The organism is Kribbella swartbergensis (assembly GCF_054784135.1).
The window spans coordinates 1-17543 of sequence record NZ_BAAGPM010000025.1; the positions used below are offsets into that span (position 1 = coordinate 1).

The following is a 17543-nucleotide window of genomic DNA, read 5'->3' on the forward strand; positions in this document are numbered from 1 at the left end:
GAACAGGTGAACCCACAAATCGTGGGTTCACCTGTCGCCGATGTCCTGAGACATCACATTGCGCGCTCGGAGGGATTCGAACCCCCAACCTTCTGATCCGTAGTCGAGTTCGATTGGTCCACCGGCGTCCACGCCGGGTTTCAACGCGCGTTTCTGGCGGCGCGGTTGTCCACGCCCGTACACCCTCATCCAGGGCCGGTGTTAGCACGAGAGTTAGCAGGCAGCGCCAGCGTGGAAGATCGGTCGACCGCCCGTTCACCGATCGCCGTTGGAGGAATCAAGCGTTGCCCGTGCTAGGTGCATCCGACGGTGAACGTCTGCGAGCGCGAGGGCCTTGCGGCGATACGTCGTCTTGCTGATCGGTCGGCCATCCGCACCGGCCCGCCAGACACGAAGGGTCCAACCGCCGCCGAACACGGTGAGATGGGTTAGCCAGTTGACAAGCCAGAGGGTCGGAGCGACAAGAAGATCGACCGCGTGACCGTTGCCCAGGTCGTAGTTCCAGTCAACGAATCCGGAGCGCCGCAGCTCGACTTCGACCAGGTCATCGCCCGCGATAGGTGCCTGCACATAGTCATGATCGCGCACCGTCGGCGCTACCCGGACACGGTGAGCCAGCTCATGGCCAAGTCGATCAAGGCGTACAATGACCCGGGGGACGCCGCCGCCCGACCTCCTCACCCTCTGCCACACGCAAGGCTGCACGACCTACGCCACGTTCACGCGACGATGCTGCTGCTGGCCGGGGTGCCGGTGCACGTTGTCGCTGACCGGCTCGGGCACGCCGATCCGTCGATCACGCTTCGGGTCTACGCGCATGTGATCCGACAGCACGCGGCCGGAATCGCTGACGTGTTTGCCGCCGCCGTCGAGCCGGAAAGTGACGACCCGGGAGACGGGCCGGAGCCCTCAGCCCTGGCACCGTGTTAGCAAGGCTGTTAGCAACCGGGAGCCCCGGACGTGCGAAACCCCAGGTCATCTACCTCGTGACCTGGGGTTTGTTTGCGCGCTCGGAGGGATTCGAACCCCCAACCTTCTGATCCGTAGGACCCTGCACACCTCGATGATGCTCCCGCCGCCTCGCGCACTGGTGGTCTCAGTGTTGCCAACGCACGCACCTTGTTCGGGCCCGTTGGGGTCGGACTGGGGTCACCTGTGACCTACCGACTACACCACCGGCCAGGGCGGCTGGATCGTGGTCATTCAGACCTCACAAGTTCACGCACGACGACCGGCGTTCTAGGTGCTTAGCAGACGTGTTGGCAGACTCCGCGCCGCCTGTCGCCCCGGCTGGGCCGGATACATGGCACGATGACAGAGACTGTCGGTTGTCCGGCGTACGGTGGGCACCACGAGCGATGACGCGGAGGCGAGCCAGATGAACGTCAGTGACCGAGACCTGACCGAAGACGAACTCATTGCCCTCGATCGCGCGATGAAGATCGTTGACCGGATGCCGCGTGAGGCGGTTGATCGAGTGGTGCGCCATCTCCTGAGGGTAGGCATCTACTTCCGCCGCACGAAGAATGTTGATGCCCTTCACGCTGCTGTGGATAGCCTCTTCTACATGGTTCGCGCGAACCGTGATGAACACTATGGGAAGCGGGTATCGGAGGCACGCCACCATACGCGAGGCAGCGTCAGCGCGCAGGAAGCGTTAGCCGCACTTCGAAAGTAAGCCCGTCATGGCGCGGATCGACGTAGATGCGCTCCGCTGGCTTGATTGGTGGCTTGATGGATCTTCGGCCGTCGCCGAGGGAGACCGCGAGCTGCTGATAGAGCTCGTACAGAGCATTGAAGCGGACACCTGGCGTACAACGCGTTGGTACACGCTGTATGACCCGTCGGAGGATGTCTACGACTGCCAGCCGCGTCCTGGGCTCCATATCCTGATGTACGAGGAACCAAACGACGACGGCGACCCTGTTGTCGGGATCCTGGGCATCCACTACAGCCCTGATCACGACGCTGAGAACTAGCCGGACTCTCCGACCTGACCGAGCGTGCTCCTTGCCGCATCAGCATCCCACGTGTGAATCAGGACTGTGCGGCCCTACCACTCCCCGCGAGTCCTCCTCAGCGATCATCCGACATTGCGCGGGCGAGCGTCGCCTTCCTCTAGCTCACCGTTTGGCACAACTCGTAACGCAGAGCCGCCTTATCCCGATGACCTTTCCGTCACTAGGGGTTACAGTCGCGCGGGGGAAACCGACGTGAGACTGAAGAATGGGGGGCAACGTGAAACATGGATTCAAGCTCTACTCAGCCAAGGTGGTCAGAGGTCTGCGAGGCCGCGCCGCGCTCGACGTGAGCACTCTCGGTCAAGATGGCGATCTGCACTACGCGGACTATCTTGCTGACGTGCTGCTGCCGGAGCTCCACAGTCTGGGCAATCTGACAGGCAACCCGAGGTTGACTTTAGTGGGCGAGGAACTGCCACCACTGAGCGACTACATGACCGAGGGCGTCCAGGATGACCCTCGCGTGGCCTTCTCGAATCCGACCCGACATGGGAGCCACACAGTACTGTTTACGGTCAGTTACGGCACTGTCGGGCGATACGAGACAGCGGCGGGGGCGGACGCCACGAAGGACGCAGCGATCGCCGATATGTCTACCAACCGGCTGTATAGGTGCTGCCTATTTCTCCCCAAGACAGGCATCAAGGGCGTCATGGCTGTGGAGAACATCCGAGGATCTAGCCCGGCCGCGATGGTGCCTCGATGGCTGAAGCGAATGAGTCACGAGATCGCTAATGCCAGCATCCCGAAACGCGACCCATACGGTCTCGGCATGCATGGCGTTCTCGACCTTGAGCGTCTGAAGGAGATGCTGGGACAGGCGAACAAGACCAGGATCCACCTTGCGAAGAAGACGCTGTCGCCGACGAGTGATCGGTGGGAGAAGCAGATCGTCCTGGAAGAGACCATCACCACCGAGGCCAAGCGCCAGGGCGTGTTCGACTACGCCAAGATGGTGCTCGGCATGGACGTAGAGGAAGCGAAGGGGCACGGGGTTGTCGAGCTGGTCGATCTCGTCGACGAAAATGTCGGTGACCCAGGCTTCAATGAGGGTTACGTGGCGATCGAGTCCGATGCCGGCACCAAGAAGATCGGTCCCCGCCACCTCGATCGAATCTTCGTATACCCGGTCTCTGAAGAGCACCGGCCAACAGACGACGTGTGGTTGAAGGAAGTAAAGCGAGTCATCGGTGGGATGGCCACCACGCTCGAGGTGAACCTCGACTTGTCCTAGTAAAGGTGGGGAGTACGTGGTATCGGATCGCTTCACACCAAGAGCACTCCTGCGGGGCCACTGGAAGTCACTGGGCGCACGCGACTACACGAAGGATGGACTCCCAAGCAAGCCGACTATAGGAATCCGACTCTTCTTGCTAGGCCTTCCCTTGATGACCGCCCTCGCCGTCACATGGTTCGACTGGACGATCACTGATGCGGAGACACTGCTGGCCGGCGTCGCCTTCCTGGTGGGGGGAGGCTTAGCCGCGTTCGGGCAGCTCGGGGCGTGGCGGAGTCGCTTGACGGAGCGCGAGCATGCTCAGCCTGTGGAACTCCCTGAGCGCGACTCGATCGATGAAGCGGTGGCGCACCTACTCTGGTCGACGTGGATCGCGGTCGTTGAGGTACCGCTCATCGTTGTTGCTTCGGAAACGTCAGGCAGCAAGGATCTGCCGCCGATCCTCGATTGGCTCAGACGCGGTCTGTCCGGAGTCATCTTGGGCCTTGGTGTCTACCTCTTGCTACTACTCCTCATGGCCGTCCCGAAGCTCTACTCTGCCTACGTCCGAGCGAACCGTGTGCGTGACGACCTAAACGGTTTCAGAGGCTGATGGCCCACACCTGCCCCGTCCCCCTGATAGCTGCCAACCAAGGTCAGCGCGGCGCGTGTCAAGAGTCGGCTTGCCGATCCCGTAGGGACGCGGAGCGCTCTTGATGCGTGTCGTGGTGGCCGTACGATCGAGCGGCCAGGGGGACGGGGCTAACCGGCGGTCAGACGCCAGGCCTCGGACGATGCCGGTGCCTCATGCGATAGGTAGCCGGCCGTTCTCCGCGCGGGGTGGGCGTGGTTCGGCCGGCAGGCCGCATGGGCTCGCCCACCCCGCGCGGGAGGCGCGCCGAAGGCGCGCCCTTGATCCATAAGAGGTCAATCCGGCAGAGAAGGCGCGACTGTCGGTGTCCTCCGTCGACAGATGCGCGACACTCGTCCGCCAGGTGACGTGCGACGGTCTGAAGCGGGAATCGCGGCATGACAGGGCGCCTCTGCCAACCAAGGCTGACCCGGGCGGCCTCCAGGTGGTCGAGCTGCGCAACGGCACGGTTAGTCCGGCGGCCGGCTCGCGTCACGCGGACCTTGCGAGAGGGGGATCGGCTCGGCCCCACAGTTGATGTAGACGCGCATGATGCGGCCGTCGTGCTTCTCCCCGTAGACCTCGTAGTACCCGTCCCCCCAACCGCTCTGGAAGACGACCCCAGCGCCGGGGTTCCCGTCGCCAAAGACTAGCTCCCCGAAGCCGTCCTTAGAGAGCGTGGCCTGGCAGGCGCCGTTGTACGAGTAGTGGAACTCCTCCGGCGCCGGAGGCGGCGGCAGTTGCACGAGTCGTCCGGCCTCGACGAGAGCCGGGACGGTTTGGCCGTAGGGCTCCAAGGGCTCGGTGTACCTGACCTCGCCCGGGTCCCACGCGACGACGTCTCCGGTCTGGGTGTCGCGGTACTTGCGCACGTAGTCATACGGCTCGTCCAGCCACTCTGCCGCGATGTAGCAGGGGTCCGTGATCATCAGTTGGCCGCTGTCGACGCAGGCCACCCCCAGGTATTCCACCTCGACCTCCACGACCCGGTCCTCCCGGTCCTTTAGGTACTCCATGTATTCGTCGTAGTCGGGGTCGTCGGGCGTCAGGCGCCTCCATCTTCAGGACCGCGAGGAAGCCCTTGGTCTGCTCCAGGGTCTGGTTCAGCACGCGCACTTCCTCCTTGATGCGTCCCAGCTCTTGGGTACTGTGCTCCCGATCGCTCGACAGCCTCTCGATCTCCTGCTCGCGGATGGAGATCCGATCGGCCAGGACGCGCTCGACCGCCTCGGGGCTGCGCTTCTCCAGCTCCTCGGCCTTCTCGCGCCAGTAGTCAGCCTGCTTGTTCGCCAGGGATACCTCGGCATCCTTGGTCCCGATCGTCGCCTTGAGGTTCTCGAAGTACATCTTCCAAACGACCCCGCCGGTGAGCAACGCACCCGCGTTCAGGGCAACCTGCGCCCAATCAGCCACCGAGTCCACCAGCGCCATGCTCTGCTCCCCCTCGCGTCTTCCACTGTTCGTAGCCTAGATGCAGCAGCGGCCATCGTTCTCACGCCAGCGGGCTCGCCTGCCTCGCCGCCGGAGAGCGGCTCGCTCATCGGCTAGATCCGTGCGTTGGCCGGCTCCCTCAGGTGGGACGTTAGACGCCTAGCCCGTCGCAGATCAGCAGACGGAGATGTGTCGCGGGTCTGTTGGCAGAGCACAGGTCGGAAGTCAGTCGGCGTCCGCAGACTCAGCAATCCAGCCGTAGCCTGAGTTCCCGGTCTCGTGCATCCACCGCTGCCCGCACGCGTTGCAGCGGTAGTCCTGTTCGTCGGCGCGCATACCCATGACGGAGCAGGAACGGACCGGCCCGACTGCCACAAGCGCGGAATGCGGCGGGGTGCGCCGACCGGCCGTTTTCAAGGTCCGGCAGGCGTCGCACATGTCCATGGGCCCGAGGATAGCGGCAGGCATCGAAATTGACCTCAGTGCCGCGGAGCGCTGTGCATCGGAACGCCGACACCGCTTTCGGTCGAGCCAGGTGAGCCGTGTCTGACCAACTGGCTCAGGCCTCACCCGACATAGCCGGGTGGCGCTGGTCGGCGGCTCTCCGGCGGACGGAAGCCCAGTTCTGCGTCGTTGCTCGCGCCGAGGATGAGGCAGAGGGCTGCTCGGTACTCCTCGCAGGGCCACCACACCGCGCCGCGTTCAAGCTTGGCGATGTAGTGGCCTGTTATCGGGTACCTCTTGGTGTTGACCGCGTATAGCAGCTCGGCCACACGTTGGGCGAGCTCCTTGCGGCTCATCGTCGTCCGGGCGCGCTGCGCGACACCGTGCGCATCCGCGCGGCGGTCAAGAGGCGATTCCCACGTGACTGATTTCAGGTGCCACACCGGAAGTAATATCGCGGCGATGCTATAACAGGCCATAGGACGTTAATTGCGGCATGCCGTTGCGTTTGGCCGGATGACGTCGGGCTGAGCGGCGCGGGAAGATCTGCGCATGACGCCGGACGAGTTAGACAAGCTTATCGCTGGCAACGTCCGTGCTGCCCGCGCTCGGCACCGGATGCGGCAGGAAGACCTGGCGGACGAGCTGGACTGGAGCCGCTCGGTTGTTGGTTCGCTGGAGAACGGGACACGGCGCGTGACCTTGGCGGATGCCGTGGCGCTCTGTGGTGCGCTCAAGATGAACTTGCGGGAGCTGCTGCAAGGCGCTCCCGAGGACGCCCTCAGGACACTCGGTCTCGACTGAGTAGCGGCGTCCCCGGTCACCTTACGAACTGCGTTCAGATCGTCTGCTCGTTGAGGACCGGCCACAGTGCCCGTTCGAAGGGCTCGAACCGGCTGTTCTTGGTCGGCATAGTCTGCGGCCTCTCGATGAGCACTTCAGACGCCTTGCGGTCTCGCCAGTCGGTGGCTGGACGCTGGAAGAGCGCGCCGGACGGGTAGTGGGCTAGGTCGAGGGTCCGGACGTGCTTGAAGCCGCGGTTCTCGTAGTAGCGGTGGAGGCCGATGTTGTCGGTCCATACGTCGATGCGGACCCAGCGGTTGCCGAGTTGGCCGGCGCGGTCGCATGCCCAGTCGATCACGTCGTCACCGAGGCCGGCGTACTTGCGTCGGACGATGAGCCGGTGCAGGTACATGGCGGGTTCGGCCTGCTCCTCCGGGGTCCAGAGTTGGGGGTCGGAGAACGAGTCGAGTGCGACCGTGGCGGCGGTGTCGCCGTTGTTGGTGCGGATCATCCATGTCTCGCCTGCACGGATGCTGGACAGGATGCGCTCGGACTGAGCCTCGGGGTTCGGCCACGCAACCGCCCATTGATCGATGCCGCGCTTCGCAAGCCACTGGCTGGCCTCGGTCCGCATCGCGAGGATGACGGGCAAGTCCTCGATCGTGGCCTGTTCGACGATCACGACGCGCCTCCGTTCTCGGGGTACGCGGTCAGATCGCCCAGCTCGTAGACGACTCGGTTGCGGTCGCCGGCGAAGATCGTGAGCGTGAGGCGCAGCGGTCGTTTGTCGCTGTAAGTCGTGCGGACATAGACAAGCACGGGCGTGCCTTGGCCGAGTCCGAGCTTCCGAGCCTCATCCGGTTGGGGCATCCGGGTCGTCAACTCATCGACGTACCCATTTCCTCGTGTCCCTTCGCGGCCATGGCTCGGATGACGCCACCGGGCACATCGTGCGGCGTGAGCAAGCCGCACTCCTGCGAGATATCCATCGGGTAGTTGCTGTCCTGCAGGGCGTCCCATGCAGCCTGGTAACCAAGCACTGACATGGCGCTGGCCACCCGAAAGCCTCCCGCCCGGACGTCGAACACGTTGGAAGGCCACTCGTGGCGATTTAGGACCCCAGAAGTCGGTGAACGGACCGGCTTCTGGGGTTTGTACTAGGAAGAGTTCGACCATGATTCCGTCGGTCTCGAAACCCCGCTTGTGCGGGAATCGCTTCGCGGCTATCTCGTCCGCGCTCCCGGTCGCAAAAAAAAGCGTCCACAGCTTCGAAGCTGTCGGCTGGATACAGCAGATCGACGTCATTGTGTGGTCTCGGCAGGCTCAGGCCGAGCAACTCGGCTGCCCATCCGCCGAACAGCCAAGTCCTGATGCCGGCGGACTCCAAGCGGGTAACAACGTGCTGACGAAGTCGAGGTCATTGGCTCGCGACATGCTACGAACGTAACGGGTGGCGAACGGTAGATGCGCAGGTCAGCACGACTGGGGACGTTGGGGTCAATCGTGGGGGTCAGAACGCGGCGAGCACGACAGCCGCCCTCTCTGCCGCTGCCTCCGGAGACACAAAAGCCCAGGTCAGAGAGTGTCTGCCTGGGCTTTCACGAAGCGCGCTCGGAGGGATTCGAACCCCCAACCTTCTGATCCGTAGTCAGATGCTCTATCCGTTGAGCTACGAGCGCTGGACAACGTCGAGTAACGATACATGGGGGAGGGCGGTGGATGCCAATCGGCTCCGGGGCGGGTGCGGTGGGGTCGCCAACGGGACGGGGGCGGGGCGGTGCGGTGCGGGGTGGGAGGTGCCGCGGGCGGACGATGCGGCGGCGGACGGTGTGGCGGCGGACGGTGCAGCGGGCGAGAGGAGGCGTGGGCGAGAGGAGGCGTGGGCGGACGCTGCGGGCGGTGCGGTGGTGCGGGTGGTGCGGGCGGTGCGGCGGGGGGTGGGGTGGGGGTTGCGGCTCTACGATCCGGGGATGGGAATTGAGGATTTGCTCGGCGGGCGGGAGTTGGGGGACGTGAAGAAGGCCGTCGGGTTTGTGATGGAGAACTCGGATGACTTCGAGAAAGTGCTGAACCTGGTGCGGGGGCTGCCGGATGATGCGGTCGGGTTCATCGGGAAGTTGCCCGAGTTGCTGAAGACGATCGGGTCCGGGCTGGTCGAGGCGGGGGAGCAGGCGGCGCGGGCGGCGGGGGCGCTGGTTGGGGACGATGGGGAAGGTGGGGCGCGGAAGGCGCTGGCCGGGAGTGCTACGACGCTGAACGCGGCCAAGGGCAAGCTGACGGACGCGGCCGGGATGCTGGCGGGGTTGGCCGGTGAGCTGGACAAGATCCCGGGGATCGGGGACGCGGCGGCGAAGAAGCTTAACGACGGCAGCGGCCAGGTCGGCGGGGTGGCGAACGAGATCGAGAGCCTGGCCGGGAACCTGCAGGACCTCTCCGGGATCCTGTCGACCGTCGGTGACGCGCTGAAGGGTCTCGGCACGAAGCTGACCGAGTCCGGGGGCTCCGTCAAAACCCTCCTGGACTAACCGGCCGGCGACCTACACAACCTGCCGGCGGGTGGTGGGGCGATCGGTGTGGGATTCCAGCCGCTCGGCTCAAGTCCTTCTGGATTGATCGGCTGGCGGGGTGGGGGACCGGCGGGTGGTGGCGCGACCGGTTGGGGACTCCACTCGTTTGGTTCAAGGCCCTTGTGTAGTGGTGGGAGGAACCGGGGGTGGGGTGGTGGGGTCCAAGGGGGTGTTGTTGAGGGGGAAGGGAGGACCTTTGCTTGGTTAGGGTCGCGGGTGTGGCGAGTCGACTGGTTCGGGGTACGGCGGTTGCTTGTGGGGTGGCTGCTGTGGCGGGGGGTGGGATCGGGTTTGCGGTTGGGGATCCGGTTCAGCCGGAGGACATCGTGCCGGCCCGGAAGCTGTCCGACGGGGTGTGTGCCCGGATCGGCGATGTGTCCGGTCTGTTGCCGCAGGCATCGAAGAAGCCGGTCACGCTGGCCCAGGCGGGGATGTCGACGGTCACGTGTTCGGCGCAGTCGGAGCCTGGTCAGCCCACGTTCAGCAGCGCCCTGGTGAAGGTGACCATCACGCCGTACGGCGGGAAGGACGCCGGCGCCGGCCGGGCTCCGCTGAACCCGGCGCAGCACGCGAAGCGGACCTGGGAACGCAGCGCGCTGGAGGCTGTCCCTGGCCGTCCGTACCCGACCAAGCTCGCCTCGACGGCCCGGGGTCTGGCCGGTCAGTCGTGGACGGTCAACGCGCTCGTGCAGCGCGGTGACGTGACCGTGCACGTGCTGTACACGGTCAACCCGATCGGGCAGAAGACGGCCGAGCAGGCGGCGCTGGTCCTGGCGGATCGCGCGATCTGGGAGACGAAGTGACCAGCACCCCGCAGATCCCCGGGTACCGGTTCGACCACCAACTTCTGACGCATCCGCTCGCGGAGGTCTGGCGCGGCCGCAGCTTCACCGGGATGGAGGTCGTCGCGCTGGTGCTCAGCGACGCCGGCGCCCGCGATGCCGTCGTATGCGACCGCCTCGTGAAGGCCGGCCGCGACGCCGCGCTCGAACCGGGACAGGACGATGCGCCGCTGTGGGCGGCGAACTTCAGCTCCGACCGCCCGTACGCGATCACCCAGTTGATCCCCGGCCGGTCCGGCGCCGAGCGGTTGATCGACCCGCTCGACGGCATCCTCGGCAACGACGAGGACCTCCTGCGGACGGCCCGGTCCCAGCTCAGTCAGTACGGCGCCGCGCCGCCACCCGCCGACACGGCCTTCCCGACGTACGCCGCCCAACCACACAGCGCCGACCAGCCACGCAGCGCCGCCCAACCGCACAACCCAGCCCAACCACGAACCGCAGCCCAACCGCAGAGCGCCACCCACCCGCAGGCCCGGCCGCAGCAAACCGCCCCAAAGCCATCGAAAGTCGAGATCGCCCGCCAGTACCGGCACAAGATCGGCGGCTGGATTTACCTGGTCGCCGTCGTCGGGGTGTTGATCGTCTTCTCCATCACCTACTCGATCGGTTCCGCGATCGGCAGTTCGGTCAAGGACGAACCGGTCGAGGCGGTCCCCGCCGCGGTCAGCCCTGGCCCGCTCCCGTCGCCGGCGCTCCTGCCCGGCGTCGAGCCGGTCACGACCGCGAAGTACAAGCCGTCGACCGGCGTCGCAGGCGTGCTCGGTGCCGCCTACCCGCCCGGTGCCGACGTCCAGCCGATCCTCACCGCCGGGCTCCCGTTCGCTTTCGGCTGGCCGCGGCCGCCGGACGTCTCGTCACTCGGCGAATCCAGTACGGCGATCTACCGCCGGGTGCGGACCGCAGCGATGAAGGACCGGCCGCGGGGGACTCTGGAGGCGCGCATCGCACTGCACCCCTGCCGGGACCTGGCCGGCTGCCTCGCGGACCGGGAGGCGTTCGACCGCGCATGGTCGACGGCGTTCAAGGTGCCCGCGCCGGCCACGGCCAAGGACGCACGGACTTGGTTCACCGAGGAGAAGGCCGGGCAGAAGTCGTCATACGCCCTGACGATGTCGCGCACGTTCATGAGCGGCGGCCGGTGGTGGCTGGTCGGCGTCGCGGGGACCGGTGTCGCCGGTGAGGAGCAGGACGTCCAGCGCATCGTCAACGACATCTGGTGGCAGACCAGCTGATTCGCCGAAAATCCTTCGGAACGGCCCGCGCGACAGCGCGGGCCGTTCTCGTTTTCACAAGGTTCACCGGAAAGCGATTGTCGTCACAACTTTGTGATCGGCCTCACGTGCTGGCGGTTCTCACCACGCCGTCGAGTCGCGTACGGTTAGTACCACTTGCACACTGGTATACGTCCACTGGACGCACTGGTATGCGACAGATCACACCGCCAGCCAGCTGGATCGAACCGCCGGAGACCCCGGCGGCCGGAGCCGTACCTCCTCTCAGTGTCGAGGGGCGGGACGGCTGCCGGGCCCGACAGCCGAGAGGGAATGAGCCGCCGATGACGACCACCGCCAGCCCGACCCATACCGACCCTGATTCAGCGCCAGCCGCCCCCGCCGGCCCCGCGGCTGATTCGGTACCCCTCAACGCCGAGGCTCGCAGCTACGACCTGAGTGACGCCCCGACCGAGCACGCCGGCCTGCTGGCCTGGGTCGCCGAGGTGGCCGCACTGACCCAGCCGGATCGGATCCACTGGATGGACGGGTCGGAGGCGGAGTACAAGAAGCTCACCGACGAGCTGATCGCGGCCGGCACCATGGTCCGGCTGAACGAGGAGAAGAAGCCGAACTCGTTCTGGGTCCGCACCGATCCCTCGGACGTCGCCCGGGTCGAGCAGCGCACCTTCATCTGCTCGGTCGACGAGGAGGACGCCGGTCCGACCAACAACTGGATGGACCCGGGCCGGATGAAGGCCCTGATGACCGAGCTGTACCGCGGCTCGATGCGCGGCCGGACGATGTACGTCGTCCCGTTCTGCATGGGTCCGCTGACCGCCGAGAAGCCGATGTTCGGGGTCGAGATCACCGACTCGGCGTACGTCGTCGCGTCGATGCGGATCATGGCCCGCACGGGTGCCGAGGTGCTGGCGAAGATGGGCACAGACGCGCCGTACGTGCCCTGCCTGCACTCGGTCGGCGCACCGCTCGAGCCGGGGCAGCAGGACGTGCCGTGGCCGTGCAACGACGAGAAGTACATCGTCCAGTTCCCCGAGGAGCGGGCGATCTGGTCGTACGGATCCGGGTACGGCGGCAACTCGCTGCTCGGCAAGAAGTGCTACTCGCTGCGGATCGCGTCGGCGATGGCTCGGGACGAGGGCTGGCTCGCCGAGCACATGCTGATCCTCAAGCTGATCTCGCCGGAGAAGAAGGTCCACTACATCGCCGCCGCGTTCCCGAGCGCCTGCGGCAAGACCAACCTGGCGATGCTCGACCCGACGCTGGAGGGCTGGGAGGTCGAGACGCTCGGCGACGACATCGCCTGGATGCGGTTCGGCCCGGACGGGCGCCTGTACGCCGTGAACCCCGAGTTCGGCCTGTTCGGGGTGGCCCCCGGGACCGGCTGGAAGACGAACCCGAACGCGATGCGGACGATCGAGAAGGGCAACTCGGTCTTCACCAACGTCGCCCTCACCGACGACGGGGACGTCTGGTGGGAGGGCTACTCGCCGACCCCGCCGGACCACCTGATCGACTGGAAGGGCCGGGAGTGGACGCCGGACTCGGGCGAGCTGTCCAGCCACCCGAACAGCCGGTTCTGCACCCCGATCAAGCAGTGCCCGATCATCGCCGACGAGTACGAGGACCCGAACGGCGTACCGATCTCGGCGATCATCTTCGGCGGACGCCGGGCCACCACGGTGCCGCTGGTGACCGAGTCGCGCGACTGGGCGCACGGTGTGTTCATGGGCGCGACGCTGTCGTCCGAGACCACCGCGGCCGCGGTCGGCGAGGTCGGCGTCGTACGGCGTGACCCGATGGCGATGCTGCCGTTCCTCGGGTACAACGCCGGTGACTACTTCGACCACTGGCTGACCGTCGGCAAGGAGCACGACGCGTCGAAGCTGCCGCGGATCTTCTACGTGAACTGGTTCCGCAAGGACGAGGCCGGCAAGTTCGTCTGGCCGGGCTTCAGCGAGAACAGCCGGGTGCTGAAGTGGGTGATCGAGCGGATCGAGGGGCAGGCCGACGCGGTCGAGACCCCGATCGGCCGGGTCCCGACGCCGGAGTCCCTGGACGTGACCGGGCTGGAGCTGACCCCGGAGCAGCTCGAGATCGCGCTCAGGGTCGACGCCGACGAGTGGAAGGCCGAGATCCCGCTGATCGAGGAGTGGTTCGCCAAGCTCGGGGACAAGGTGCCGGCCACGCTGAGGGTCGAGCTCGACAACCTGCGCGCGCGGCTCGGCTGACATCAGACCCCGACCTGCCGAATCGGAAGCCGGCAGGTCGGACCAGGTTGGACACAGCGCGGCGCCCTGGCTCACCCGGCCGGGGCGCCGCGCTGTATCCGTGAAGAGCCCGCGGACTCACGTCCGCTCGACCAGGATGCGTCGTACCTCGTCGTCCTCGACCGGGGAGAAGTCGCGGTAGGCCTGGCCGACGGCCGTGTAGTACAGCGGCTTCCACACGCAGACGACCTCATCGGCGACCTGGGCCAGCCGCCGGCAGCCGTCCGAGCCGCCCACCGGTACGGCGACGATGATGCGTTCCGGGTCCTGGCGCCGTACCGCTGCCACGGCGGCACGCATCGTCGACCCGGTGGCCAGGCCGTCGTCGACGAGGATGACCACCTTGCCGCGGACGTCGATCGCCGGGCGGTCACCACGGTAAGCCCGCTCGCGTCGCTTCAGCTCGCGGGTCTCCTCCGCGAGTACGGTGGCCAGCGCGTGTTCACCGGCTTCGGCGAGAACCGGTTCGTTCCGGACCGTCTGGGTCTCGCCGCCGACACCCGCGATCGCGCCCATCGCGAGCTCCGGTTGCTGCGGCAGGCCGAGCTTGCGGACGATCAGCACGTCCAGTTCCGCGCCGAGGGCGTCCGCGACCGGAGCCGCCACGGGCACACCGCCACGCGCCAGCCCCAGCACCAGAACCGATCCGGCGACCTCGCCGAGCTCCTCGGCCAGAGCCCGGCCCGCAGCCGCCCGATCCGGGTACGGCCTCATACCCAGCATGATCCACCGACCGGGGTCCGAGGTGCACGGTGGGTGCCCCCCGACTTCCGGCGTACTGCGGATCTACATCGGTTCGACCTGGTCGGCGGGGAGGCGGAGGGTCTGTTCCCGGCCGGTCGGGTCGGTGTACTGCACGAGCGCGACCCAGCCGTTCGCGCAGTGCAGGCGGCCGATCAGCCAGGCCGGTGACCGGCGGTCGCCGAGCTGGATCATCACGTGTGCGGGCAGACCGAGACCGAGGATGGCCCGCGGATCGAACACCGGTGCCTCCGGCCGGTGATCCACGGTCCTCGGCAATGCGGGAGCCGTCATCGTCATCACCTTTCGAGTTCCGACGCGCCCGCACCTCACCGTGATCACCCACCCGGGCGGCTCTTAGTACCCGCGGGCGTTGCGGACACGCCACCGTGGGATCACAGAAACGGCCCAGTTTGCCTGCCGATTGATGGATAGGTTGAGGCCATGAAGATCGGTGTGATGTTGCCGTTCGGTGGTGAGGACGGGCCGGGCGGCTCGATGCCGGGGTGGAAGGACGTCAGGGCGGTCGCCGAGGCGGCCGACCGGAGCGGGCTGGACGCGGTGTGGCTGGCCGACCACTTCCTCTACAAGGCGCCCGACGGCACGGTGTTCGGGATGCACGAGGCCTGGACCTTGCTGAGTGCGGTCGCGGCGATCACGACCCGGGTGGAGCTCGGCAACCTGGTGCTCTGCGCGTCGTTCCGGGACCCCGGGCTGACGGCCAAGATGGCGGTGACGCTCGACGAGGTGTCCGGCGGTCGCCTGGTGCTCGGTGTCGGCGCGGGCTGGCACGACCCGGAGTACGAGGCGTTCGGGCTGCCGACCGACCACCGGGTCGGGCGCTTCGAGGAATGGCTGGAGATCGTCGCCCGGCTGGTCCGCGGGGAGACCGTCACGTACGACGGGAAGTACCACCGCGTGCGCGAAGCCGTGCTCGACCCGGCGCCGTCCCGCCGGATCCCGATCCTCGTCGCCGGTCACCGGCCGCGGATGATGCGCCTGACCGCCGAGTGGGCCGACGTCTGGAACACCGCCTGGTACGGCGCCGCCGGTGAGAAGGTCGAGGAGCGACTCGGCACCCTGCGCGACGCGGTGGAGGCGGCCGGCAAGCCGGACGGCGCGGTCGCGGCGACGGTCGGTGTGGTTGTCCGCGACACCGAACAGCCGGGCGTGCCTCAGCCCGAGCCGGGGGCGATCGAAGGCACGATCCCCGAGTTGGCCGAGGCCTTCACGGCGTACCAGAACCTCGGCATCGATCAGCTGATCGTCTCACCCGAGCCGATGACCCCGCGGTCGGTGGAACGCATCGCCGAAGCGAAGCAGTTGATGAGCAAGTGAGAAGAGGGCCGCCACTTGGCGGCCCTCTCTCAGTTACTTGCGGAGGCGGCGGGATTTGAACCCGCGAGAGGGGGTTACCCTCAACCCGCTTAGCAGGCGGGCGCCATCGACCGGACTAGGCGACGCCTCCTCCGACGGTCCCCAGGGGGAACACGACGACGGCCAAGACTATCCGCTCCACCCGCCCGGCAGCAAAGCGGGGCTCCGCCACCGAGGGTGGTGGGGACGGCACTTTGTGGTGGTGGGCCGGTGCACCTGTAATCTGGCGTGCATCGACGGGGGTCGCCAGCATCACGTCAACCGAGTGGGTGCCGTGGGCGTCTGAAGTACCGTGGGCCGCTGCATGCGGCCGACGGAGGGCTGCCACGTCGTCGATCAGGGAACGGAGCCATGTCGCGGAGTACTCGCGCTGCCGGACGAAGGTCCGCGCCTCGAGCCACCCGGTCCCGGCACCGCACACCCCGGGCCCGTACGGCGTCGAAGGCGATCGGCCTCACCCTGCTCAGCGCGCTGGTCCCCGGCTCCGGGCTGCTGATCGGCGGCCGGAAGAAACTCGGCGCCTTCGTGCTGACGATCAGCATCGGCCTGCTGCTGGTCGGTGCGTACGTCGGCCTGACCCGGCGTGACTCGATCCTGGCGTTCGCGGTGTCGCCGCGTCAGTTGCTGATCGCGAGCGCGGCCGTGGTCGGGCTCGGCCTCTGCTGGATCTGGGTCGTGGTGGCCTCGCACAAACTGCTCCGCCCGGTGAGCATGACGTACACCGCCCGGCTGGCGGGGTCGATGTTCGTCGGACTGCTCTGTTTCGGCATCGCCGTACCGACGACCGTGGCCGCGCAGACGGTGATGGCGCAGCGCGACCTGGTCGGCAGCGTGTTCCAGTCCGAGGGCGACTCGAAGAGCGCGACCCGGCCGAAGGTGGACAAGAAGGACCCGTGGGCGAACACGCCGCGGCTGAACCTGCTGCTGCTGGGCGCCGACGACGGCGCGGGCCGAGAGGGGACCCGGACCGACACGGTGATCGTCGCCAGTATCGACACCAAGACCGGTGACACGTCGCTGATCTCGCTCAGCCGGAACTGGATGCGGATGCCGTTCCCGGCCGACTCGCCGCTGCACAAGATCTACCCGGACGGCTACTGGGACCCGAGCCTGGGCAACGTCGAGCAGCCGGAGTTCTACCTGGACTCGATGTACGAGAACATCCCGAAGCAGCACCCGGGGGTCCTCGGCCCGACCGACAACGAGGGCGCCGACGTGCTGAAGGTCTCGGTCGGCGAGGCGCTCGGCCTGGACATCGACTACTACATGCAGGTCAACCTGGCCGGGTTCCGGCAGATCATCGACGCGCTCGGCGGGATCACCGTGAACGTCAACTACCGGGTGCCGATCGGCGGCGACTACGGTGACGGGCCCGGCTCGAACACCGCCCGGAAGCCGTCCGGCTACATCGAGCCGGGACCGAACCAGAAGCTGGACGGGTACCACGCGCTCTGGTTCGCCCGCGGCCGCTACGGCCTGAGCGACCCGTCCCGGCAGGAGCGGCAGCGCTGCACCATCCACGCGCTGGTGAACGGCGTCAACCCGGCCACCCTGGTGACGAAGTACCAGCAGATCGCCTCGGCCGGCAAGGAACTGCTGCGCACCGACATCCCGCAGGAGATCCTGCCCGCGTTCATCGAACTCGGCCTCAAGGTGAAGAACGCGAACGTCTCCAACGTCGACCTTGACAAGAGCAGGAACTTCCCGACCGGTAAGAACCCGAACTACGAGGCGATGCGGGAGATCGTGCAGAAGGCGATCAACCCGAAGAGCAAGTCGGTCGCGTCGTCGACCCCGTCGACCACACCGACGAAGAAGCCGTCCAGCGGTACGACGACCAAGAAGCCGACCCCGAAGAAGCCGGCGATCACGCCGGGTGCCGCCCAGAGCCTCGACGACGCCTGCGCCTACAACCCGAGCGAGACCGGCGGCAACTGACATCAACCGGCCATTCAGGTCTGGACCCCCGTCCGGCCGGGAAGCAT

19 protein-coding genes, 2 tRNA genes and 1 pseudogene are annotated in these 17543 nt (G+C 66.8%); 12 read left to right on the forward strand and 10 right to left on the reverse strand.

Going from position 1 to position 17543, the window contains the following annotated elements; all coding sequences use genetic code 11:
• Positions 1 to 477: 477 nt before the first annotated feature.
• The 5 genes from ACYVOK_RS22760 (at position 478) to ACYVOK_RS22780 (ending at position 3850) form a co-directional block, all read left to right on the forward strand.
• Positions 478 to 930, forward strand: a complete 453-nt coding sequence (locus ACYVOK_RS22760; protein ID WP_460664533.1) for a tyrosine-type recombinase/integrase — start codon at positions 478 to 480, stop codon at positions 928 to 930.
• A gap of 448 nt (positions 931 to 1378) precedes the next feature.
• Positions 1379 to 1678, forward strand: a complete 300-nt coding sequence (locus ACYVOK_RS22765) for a transcription antitermination NusB family protein (RefSeq protein WP_460664534.1) — start codon at positions 1379 to 1381, stop codon at positions 1676 to 1678.
• A 7-nt stretch (positions 1679 to 1685) separates the two neighbouring features.
• A complete protein-coding gene (locus tag ACYVOK_RS22770; protein ID WP_460664535.1) occupies positions 1686 to 1979 on the forward strand; it encodes a hypothetical protein in 294 nt (97 codons plus the stop codon).
• Between the two features lie 259 nt (positions 1980 to 2238).
• On the forward strand, positions 2239 to 3255 hold the full coding sequence (locus tag ACYVOK_RS22775) for a hypothetical protein (protein ID WP_460664536.1): 1017 nt from the start codon (positions 2239 to 2241) through the stop codon (positions 3253 to 3255).
• 154 nt (positions 3256 to 3409) lie between these two features.
• The gene (locus ACYVOK_RS22780; RefSeq protein WP_460664537.1) at positions 3410 to 3850 is read left to right on the forward strand and encodes a hypothetical protein; all 441 of its coding nucleotides are present in this window, start codon (positions 3410 to 3412) and stop codon (positions 3848 to 3850) included.
• A gap of 488 nt (positions 3851 to 4338) precedes the next feature.
• On the opposite strand, the gene ACYVOK_RS22785 is transcribed toward ACYVOK_RS22780, so the two are convergent.
• Together ACYVOK_RS22785 and ACYVOK_RS22790 are read right to left on the reverse strand one after the other, a co-directional pair.
• On the reverse strand, positions 4339 to 4884 hold the full coding sequence (locus ACYVOK_RS22785; protein WP_460664538.1) for a hypothetical protein: 546 nt from the start codon (positions 4882 to 4884) through the stop codon (positions 4339 to 4341).
• A 981-nt stretch (positions 4885 to 5865) separates the two neighbouring features.
• Entirely contained in the window at positions 5866 to 6186 is a 321-nt protein-coding gene (locus tag ACYVOK_RS22790; protein WP_460664539.1) for a hypothetical protein, read from the reverse strand.
• A gap of 109 nt (positions 6187 to 6295) precedes the next feature.
• Here ACYVOK_RS22790 and ACYVOK_RS22795 point away from each other — a divergent pair, with 109 nt between their 5' ends.
• Positions 6296 to 6547, forward strand: a complete 252-nt coding sequence (locus tag ACYVOK_RS22795) for a helix-turn-helix domain-containing protein (protein ID WP_460664540.1) — start codon at positions 6296 to 6298, stop codon at positions 6545 to 6547.
• A 34-nt stretch (positions 6548 to 6581) separates the two neighbouring features.
• On the opposite strand, the gene ACYVOK_RS22800 is transcribed toward ACYVOK_RS22795, so the two are convergent.
• From ACYVOK_RS22800 to ACYVOK_RS22820, 5 genes and pseudogenes are all read right to left on the reverse strand, one after another.
• The gene (locus tag ACYVOK_RS22800; protein WP_460664541.1) at positions 6582 to 7208 is read right to left on the reverse strand and encodes a GNAT family N-acetyltransferase; all 627 of its coding nucleotides are present in this window, start codon (positions 7206 to 7208) and stop codon (positions 6582 to 6584) included.
• Complete coding sequence (locus ACYVOK_RS22805; protein ID WP_460664542.1) at positions 7205 to 7396, reverse strand: UTRA domain-containing protein; 192 nt, start codon at positions 7394 to 7396, stop codon at positions 7205 to 7207. The genes ACYVOK_RS22800 and ACYVOK_RS22805 overlap by 4 nt, the downstream gene beginning before the upstream one ends.
• Before the next feature lie 8 nt (positions 7397 to 7404).
• Entirely contained in the window at positions 7405 to 7614 is a 210-nt protein-coding gene (locus tag ACYVOK_RS22810; protein ID WP_460664543.1) for a hypothetical protein, read from the reverse strand.
• Between the two features lie 23 nt (positions 7615 to 7637).
• Positions 7638 to 7916: pseudogene (locus ACYVOK_RS22815) on the reverse strand (nucleotidyltransferase domain-containing protein); the annotation flags it as partial.
• 216 nt (positions 7917 to 8132) lie between these two features.
• A tRNA-Arg gene (locus ACYVOK_RS22820) sits at positions 8133 to 8205 on the reverse strand.
• A 291-nt stretch (positions 8206 to 8496) separates the two neighbouring features.
• On the opposite strand from ACYVOK_RS22820, the gene ACYVOK_RS22825 reads away from it, so the two are divergent.
• The 4 genes from ACYVOK_RS22825 (at position 8497) to ACYVOK_RS22840 (ending at position 13401) form a co-directional block, all read left to right on the forward strand.
• Entirely contained in the window at positions 8497 to 9051 is a 555-nt protein-coding gene (locus tag ACYVOK_RS22825; protein ID WP_460664544.1) for a hypothetical protein, read from the forward strand.
• Positions 9052 to 9311: 260 nt separating this feature from the next.
• Positions 9312 to 9896, forward strand: a complete 585-nt coding sequence (locus tag ACYVOK_RS22830) for a hypothetical protein (protein WP_460664545.1) — start codon at positions 9312 to 9314, stop codon at positions 9894 to 9896.
• Positions 9893 to 11170: a hypothetical protein gene (locus ACYVOK_RS22835; protein ID WP_460664546.1), complete on the forward strand. Its 1278-nt coding sequence runs from the start codon at positions 9893 to 9895 to the stop codon at positions 11168 to 11170. The genes ACYVOK_RS22830 and ACYVOK_RS22835 overlap by 4 nt, the downstream gene beginning before the upstream one ends.
• A 323-nt stretch (positions 11171 to 11493) precedes the next feature.
• Complete coding sequence (locus ACYVOK_RS22840; RefSeq protein WP_460664547.1) at positions 11494 to 13401, forward strand: phosphoenolpyruvate carboxykinase (GTP); 1908 nt, start codon at positions 11494 to 11496, stop codon at positions 13399 to 13401.
• Positions 13402 to 13518: 117 nt separating this feature from the next.
• Here the strand turns inward: ACYVOK_RS22840 and ACYVOK_RS22845 are convergent, their stop codons facing one another.
• Both ACYVOK_RS22845 and ACYVOK_RS22850 read right to left on the reverse strand, forming a co-directional pair.
• Positions 13519 to 14154: a phosphoribosyltransferase gene (locus ACYVOK_RS22845; protein WP_460664548.1), complete on the reverse strand. Its 636-nt coding sequence runs from the start codon at positions 14152 to 14154 to the stop codon at positions 13519 to 13521.
• 72 nt (positions 14155 to 14226) lie between these two features.
• On the reverse strand, positions 14227 to 14475 hold the full coding sequence (locus tag ACYVOK_RS22850) for a hypothetical protein (protein ID WP_460664549.1): 249 nt from the start codon (positions 14473 to 14475) through the stop codon (positions 14227 to 14229).
• A gap of 150 nt (positions 14476 to 14625) precedes the next feature.
• Between ACYVOK_RS22850 and ACYVOK_RS22855 the strand changes: the two genes are divergently transcribed.
• Positions 14626 to 15519, forward strand: a complete 894-nt coding sequence (locus ACYVOK_RS22855; RefSeq protein WP_460664550.1) for an LLM class flavin-dependent oxidoreductase — start codon at positions 14626 to 14628, stop codon at positions 15517 to 15519.
• A gap of 40 nt (positions 15520 to 15559) precedes the next feature.
• Here the strand turns inward: ACYVOK_RS22855 and ACYVOK_RS22860 are convergent.
• Positions 15560 to 15649, reverse strand: a tRNA-Ser gene (locus ACYVOK_RS22860).
• Positions 15650 to 15909: 260 nt separating this feature from the next.
• On the opposite strand from ACYVOK_RS22860, the gene ACYVOK_RS22865 reads away from it, so the two are divergent.
• A complete protein-coding gene (locus tag ACYVOK_RS22865; RefSeq protein ID WP_460664551.1) occupies positions 15910 to 17496 on the forward strand; it encodes an LCP family protein in 1587 nt (528 codons plus the stop codon).
• The last annotated feature ends 47 nt before the right edge of the window (positions 17497 to 17543 follow it).

Excerpts from the sequence above, each read along its gene's own strand:
- ACYVOK_RS22765 (WP_460664534.1), top strand. The coding sequence starts at position 1,379 with ATGAACGTCAGTGACCGAGACCTGACCGAAGACGAACTCATTGCCCTC.
- ACYVOK_RS22770 (WP_460664535.1), top strand. The coding sequence starts at position 1,686 with ATGGCGCGGATCGACGTAGATGCGCTCCGCTGGCTTGATTGGTGGCTT.
- ACYVOK_RS22780 (WP_460664537.1), top strand. The coding sequence starts at position 3,410 with ATGACCGCCCTCGCCGTCACATGGTTCGACTGGACGATCACTGATGCG.
- ACYVOK_RS22785 (WP_460664538.1), bottom strand. The coding sequence starts at position 4,884 with ATGGAGTACCTAAAGGACCGGGAGGACCGGGTCGTGGAGGTCGAGGTG.
- ACYVOK_RS22795 (WP_460664540.1), top strand. The coding sequence starts at position 6,296 with ATGACGCCGGACGAGTTAGACAAGCTTATCGCTGGCAACGTCCGTGCT.
- ACYVOK_RS22805 (WP_460664542.1), bottom strand. The coding sequence starts at position 7,396 with ATGCCCCAACCGGATGAGGCTCGGAAGCTCGGACTCGGCCAAGGCACG.
- ACYVOK_RS22825 (WP_460664544.1), top strand. The coding sequence starts at position 8,497 with ATGGGAATTGAGGATTTGCTCGGCGGGCGGGAGTTGGGGGACGTGAAG.
- ACYVOK_RS22840 (WP_460664547.1), top strand. The coding sequence starts at position 11,494 with ATGACGACCACCGCCAGCCCGACCCATACCGACCCTGATTCAGCGCCA.
- ACYVOK_RS22845 (WP_460664548.1), bottom strand. The coding sequence starts at position 14,154 with ATGAGGCCGTACCCGGATCGGGCGGCTGCGGGCCGGGCTCTGGCCGAG.
- ACYVOK_RS22850 (WP_460664549.1), bottom strand. The coding sequence starts at position 14,475 with ATGACGGCTCCCGCATTGCCGAGGACCGTGGATCACCGGCCGGAGGCA.
- ACYVOK_RS22855 (WP_460664550.1), top strand. The coding sequence starts at position 14,626 with ATGAAGATCGGTGTGATGTTGCCGTTCGGTGGTGAGGACGGGCCGGGC.
- ACYVOK_RS22865 (WP_460664551.1), top strand. The coding sequence starts at position 15,910 with ATGTCGCGGAGTACTCGCGCTGCCGGACGAAGGTCCGCGCCTCGAGCC.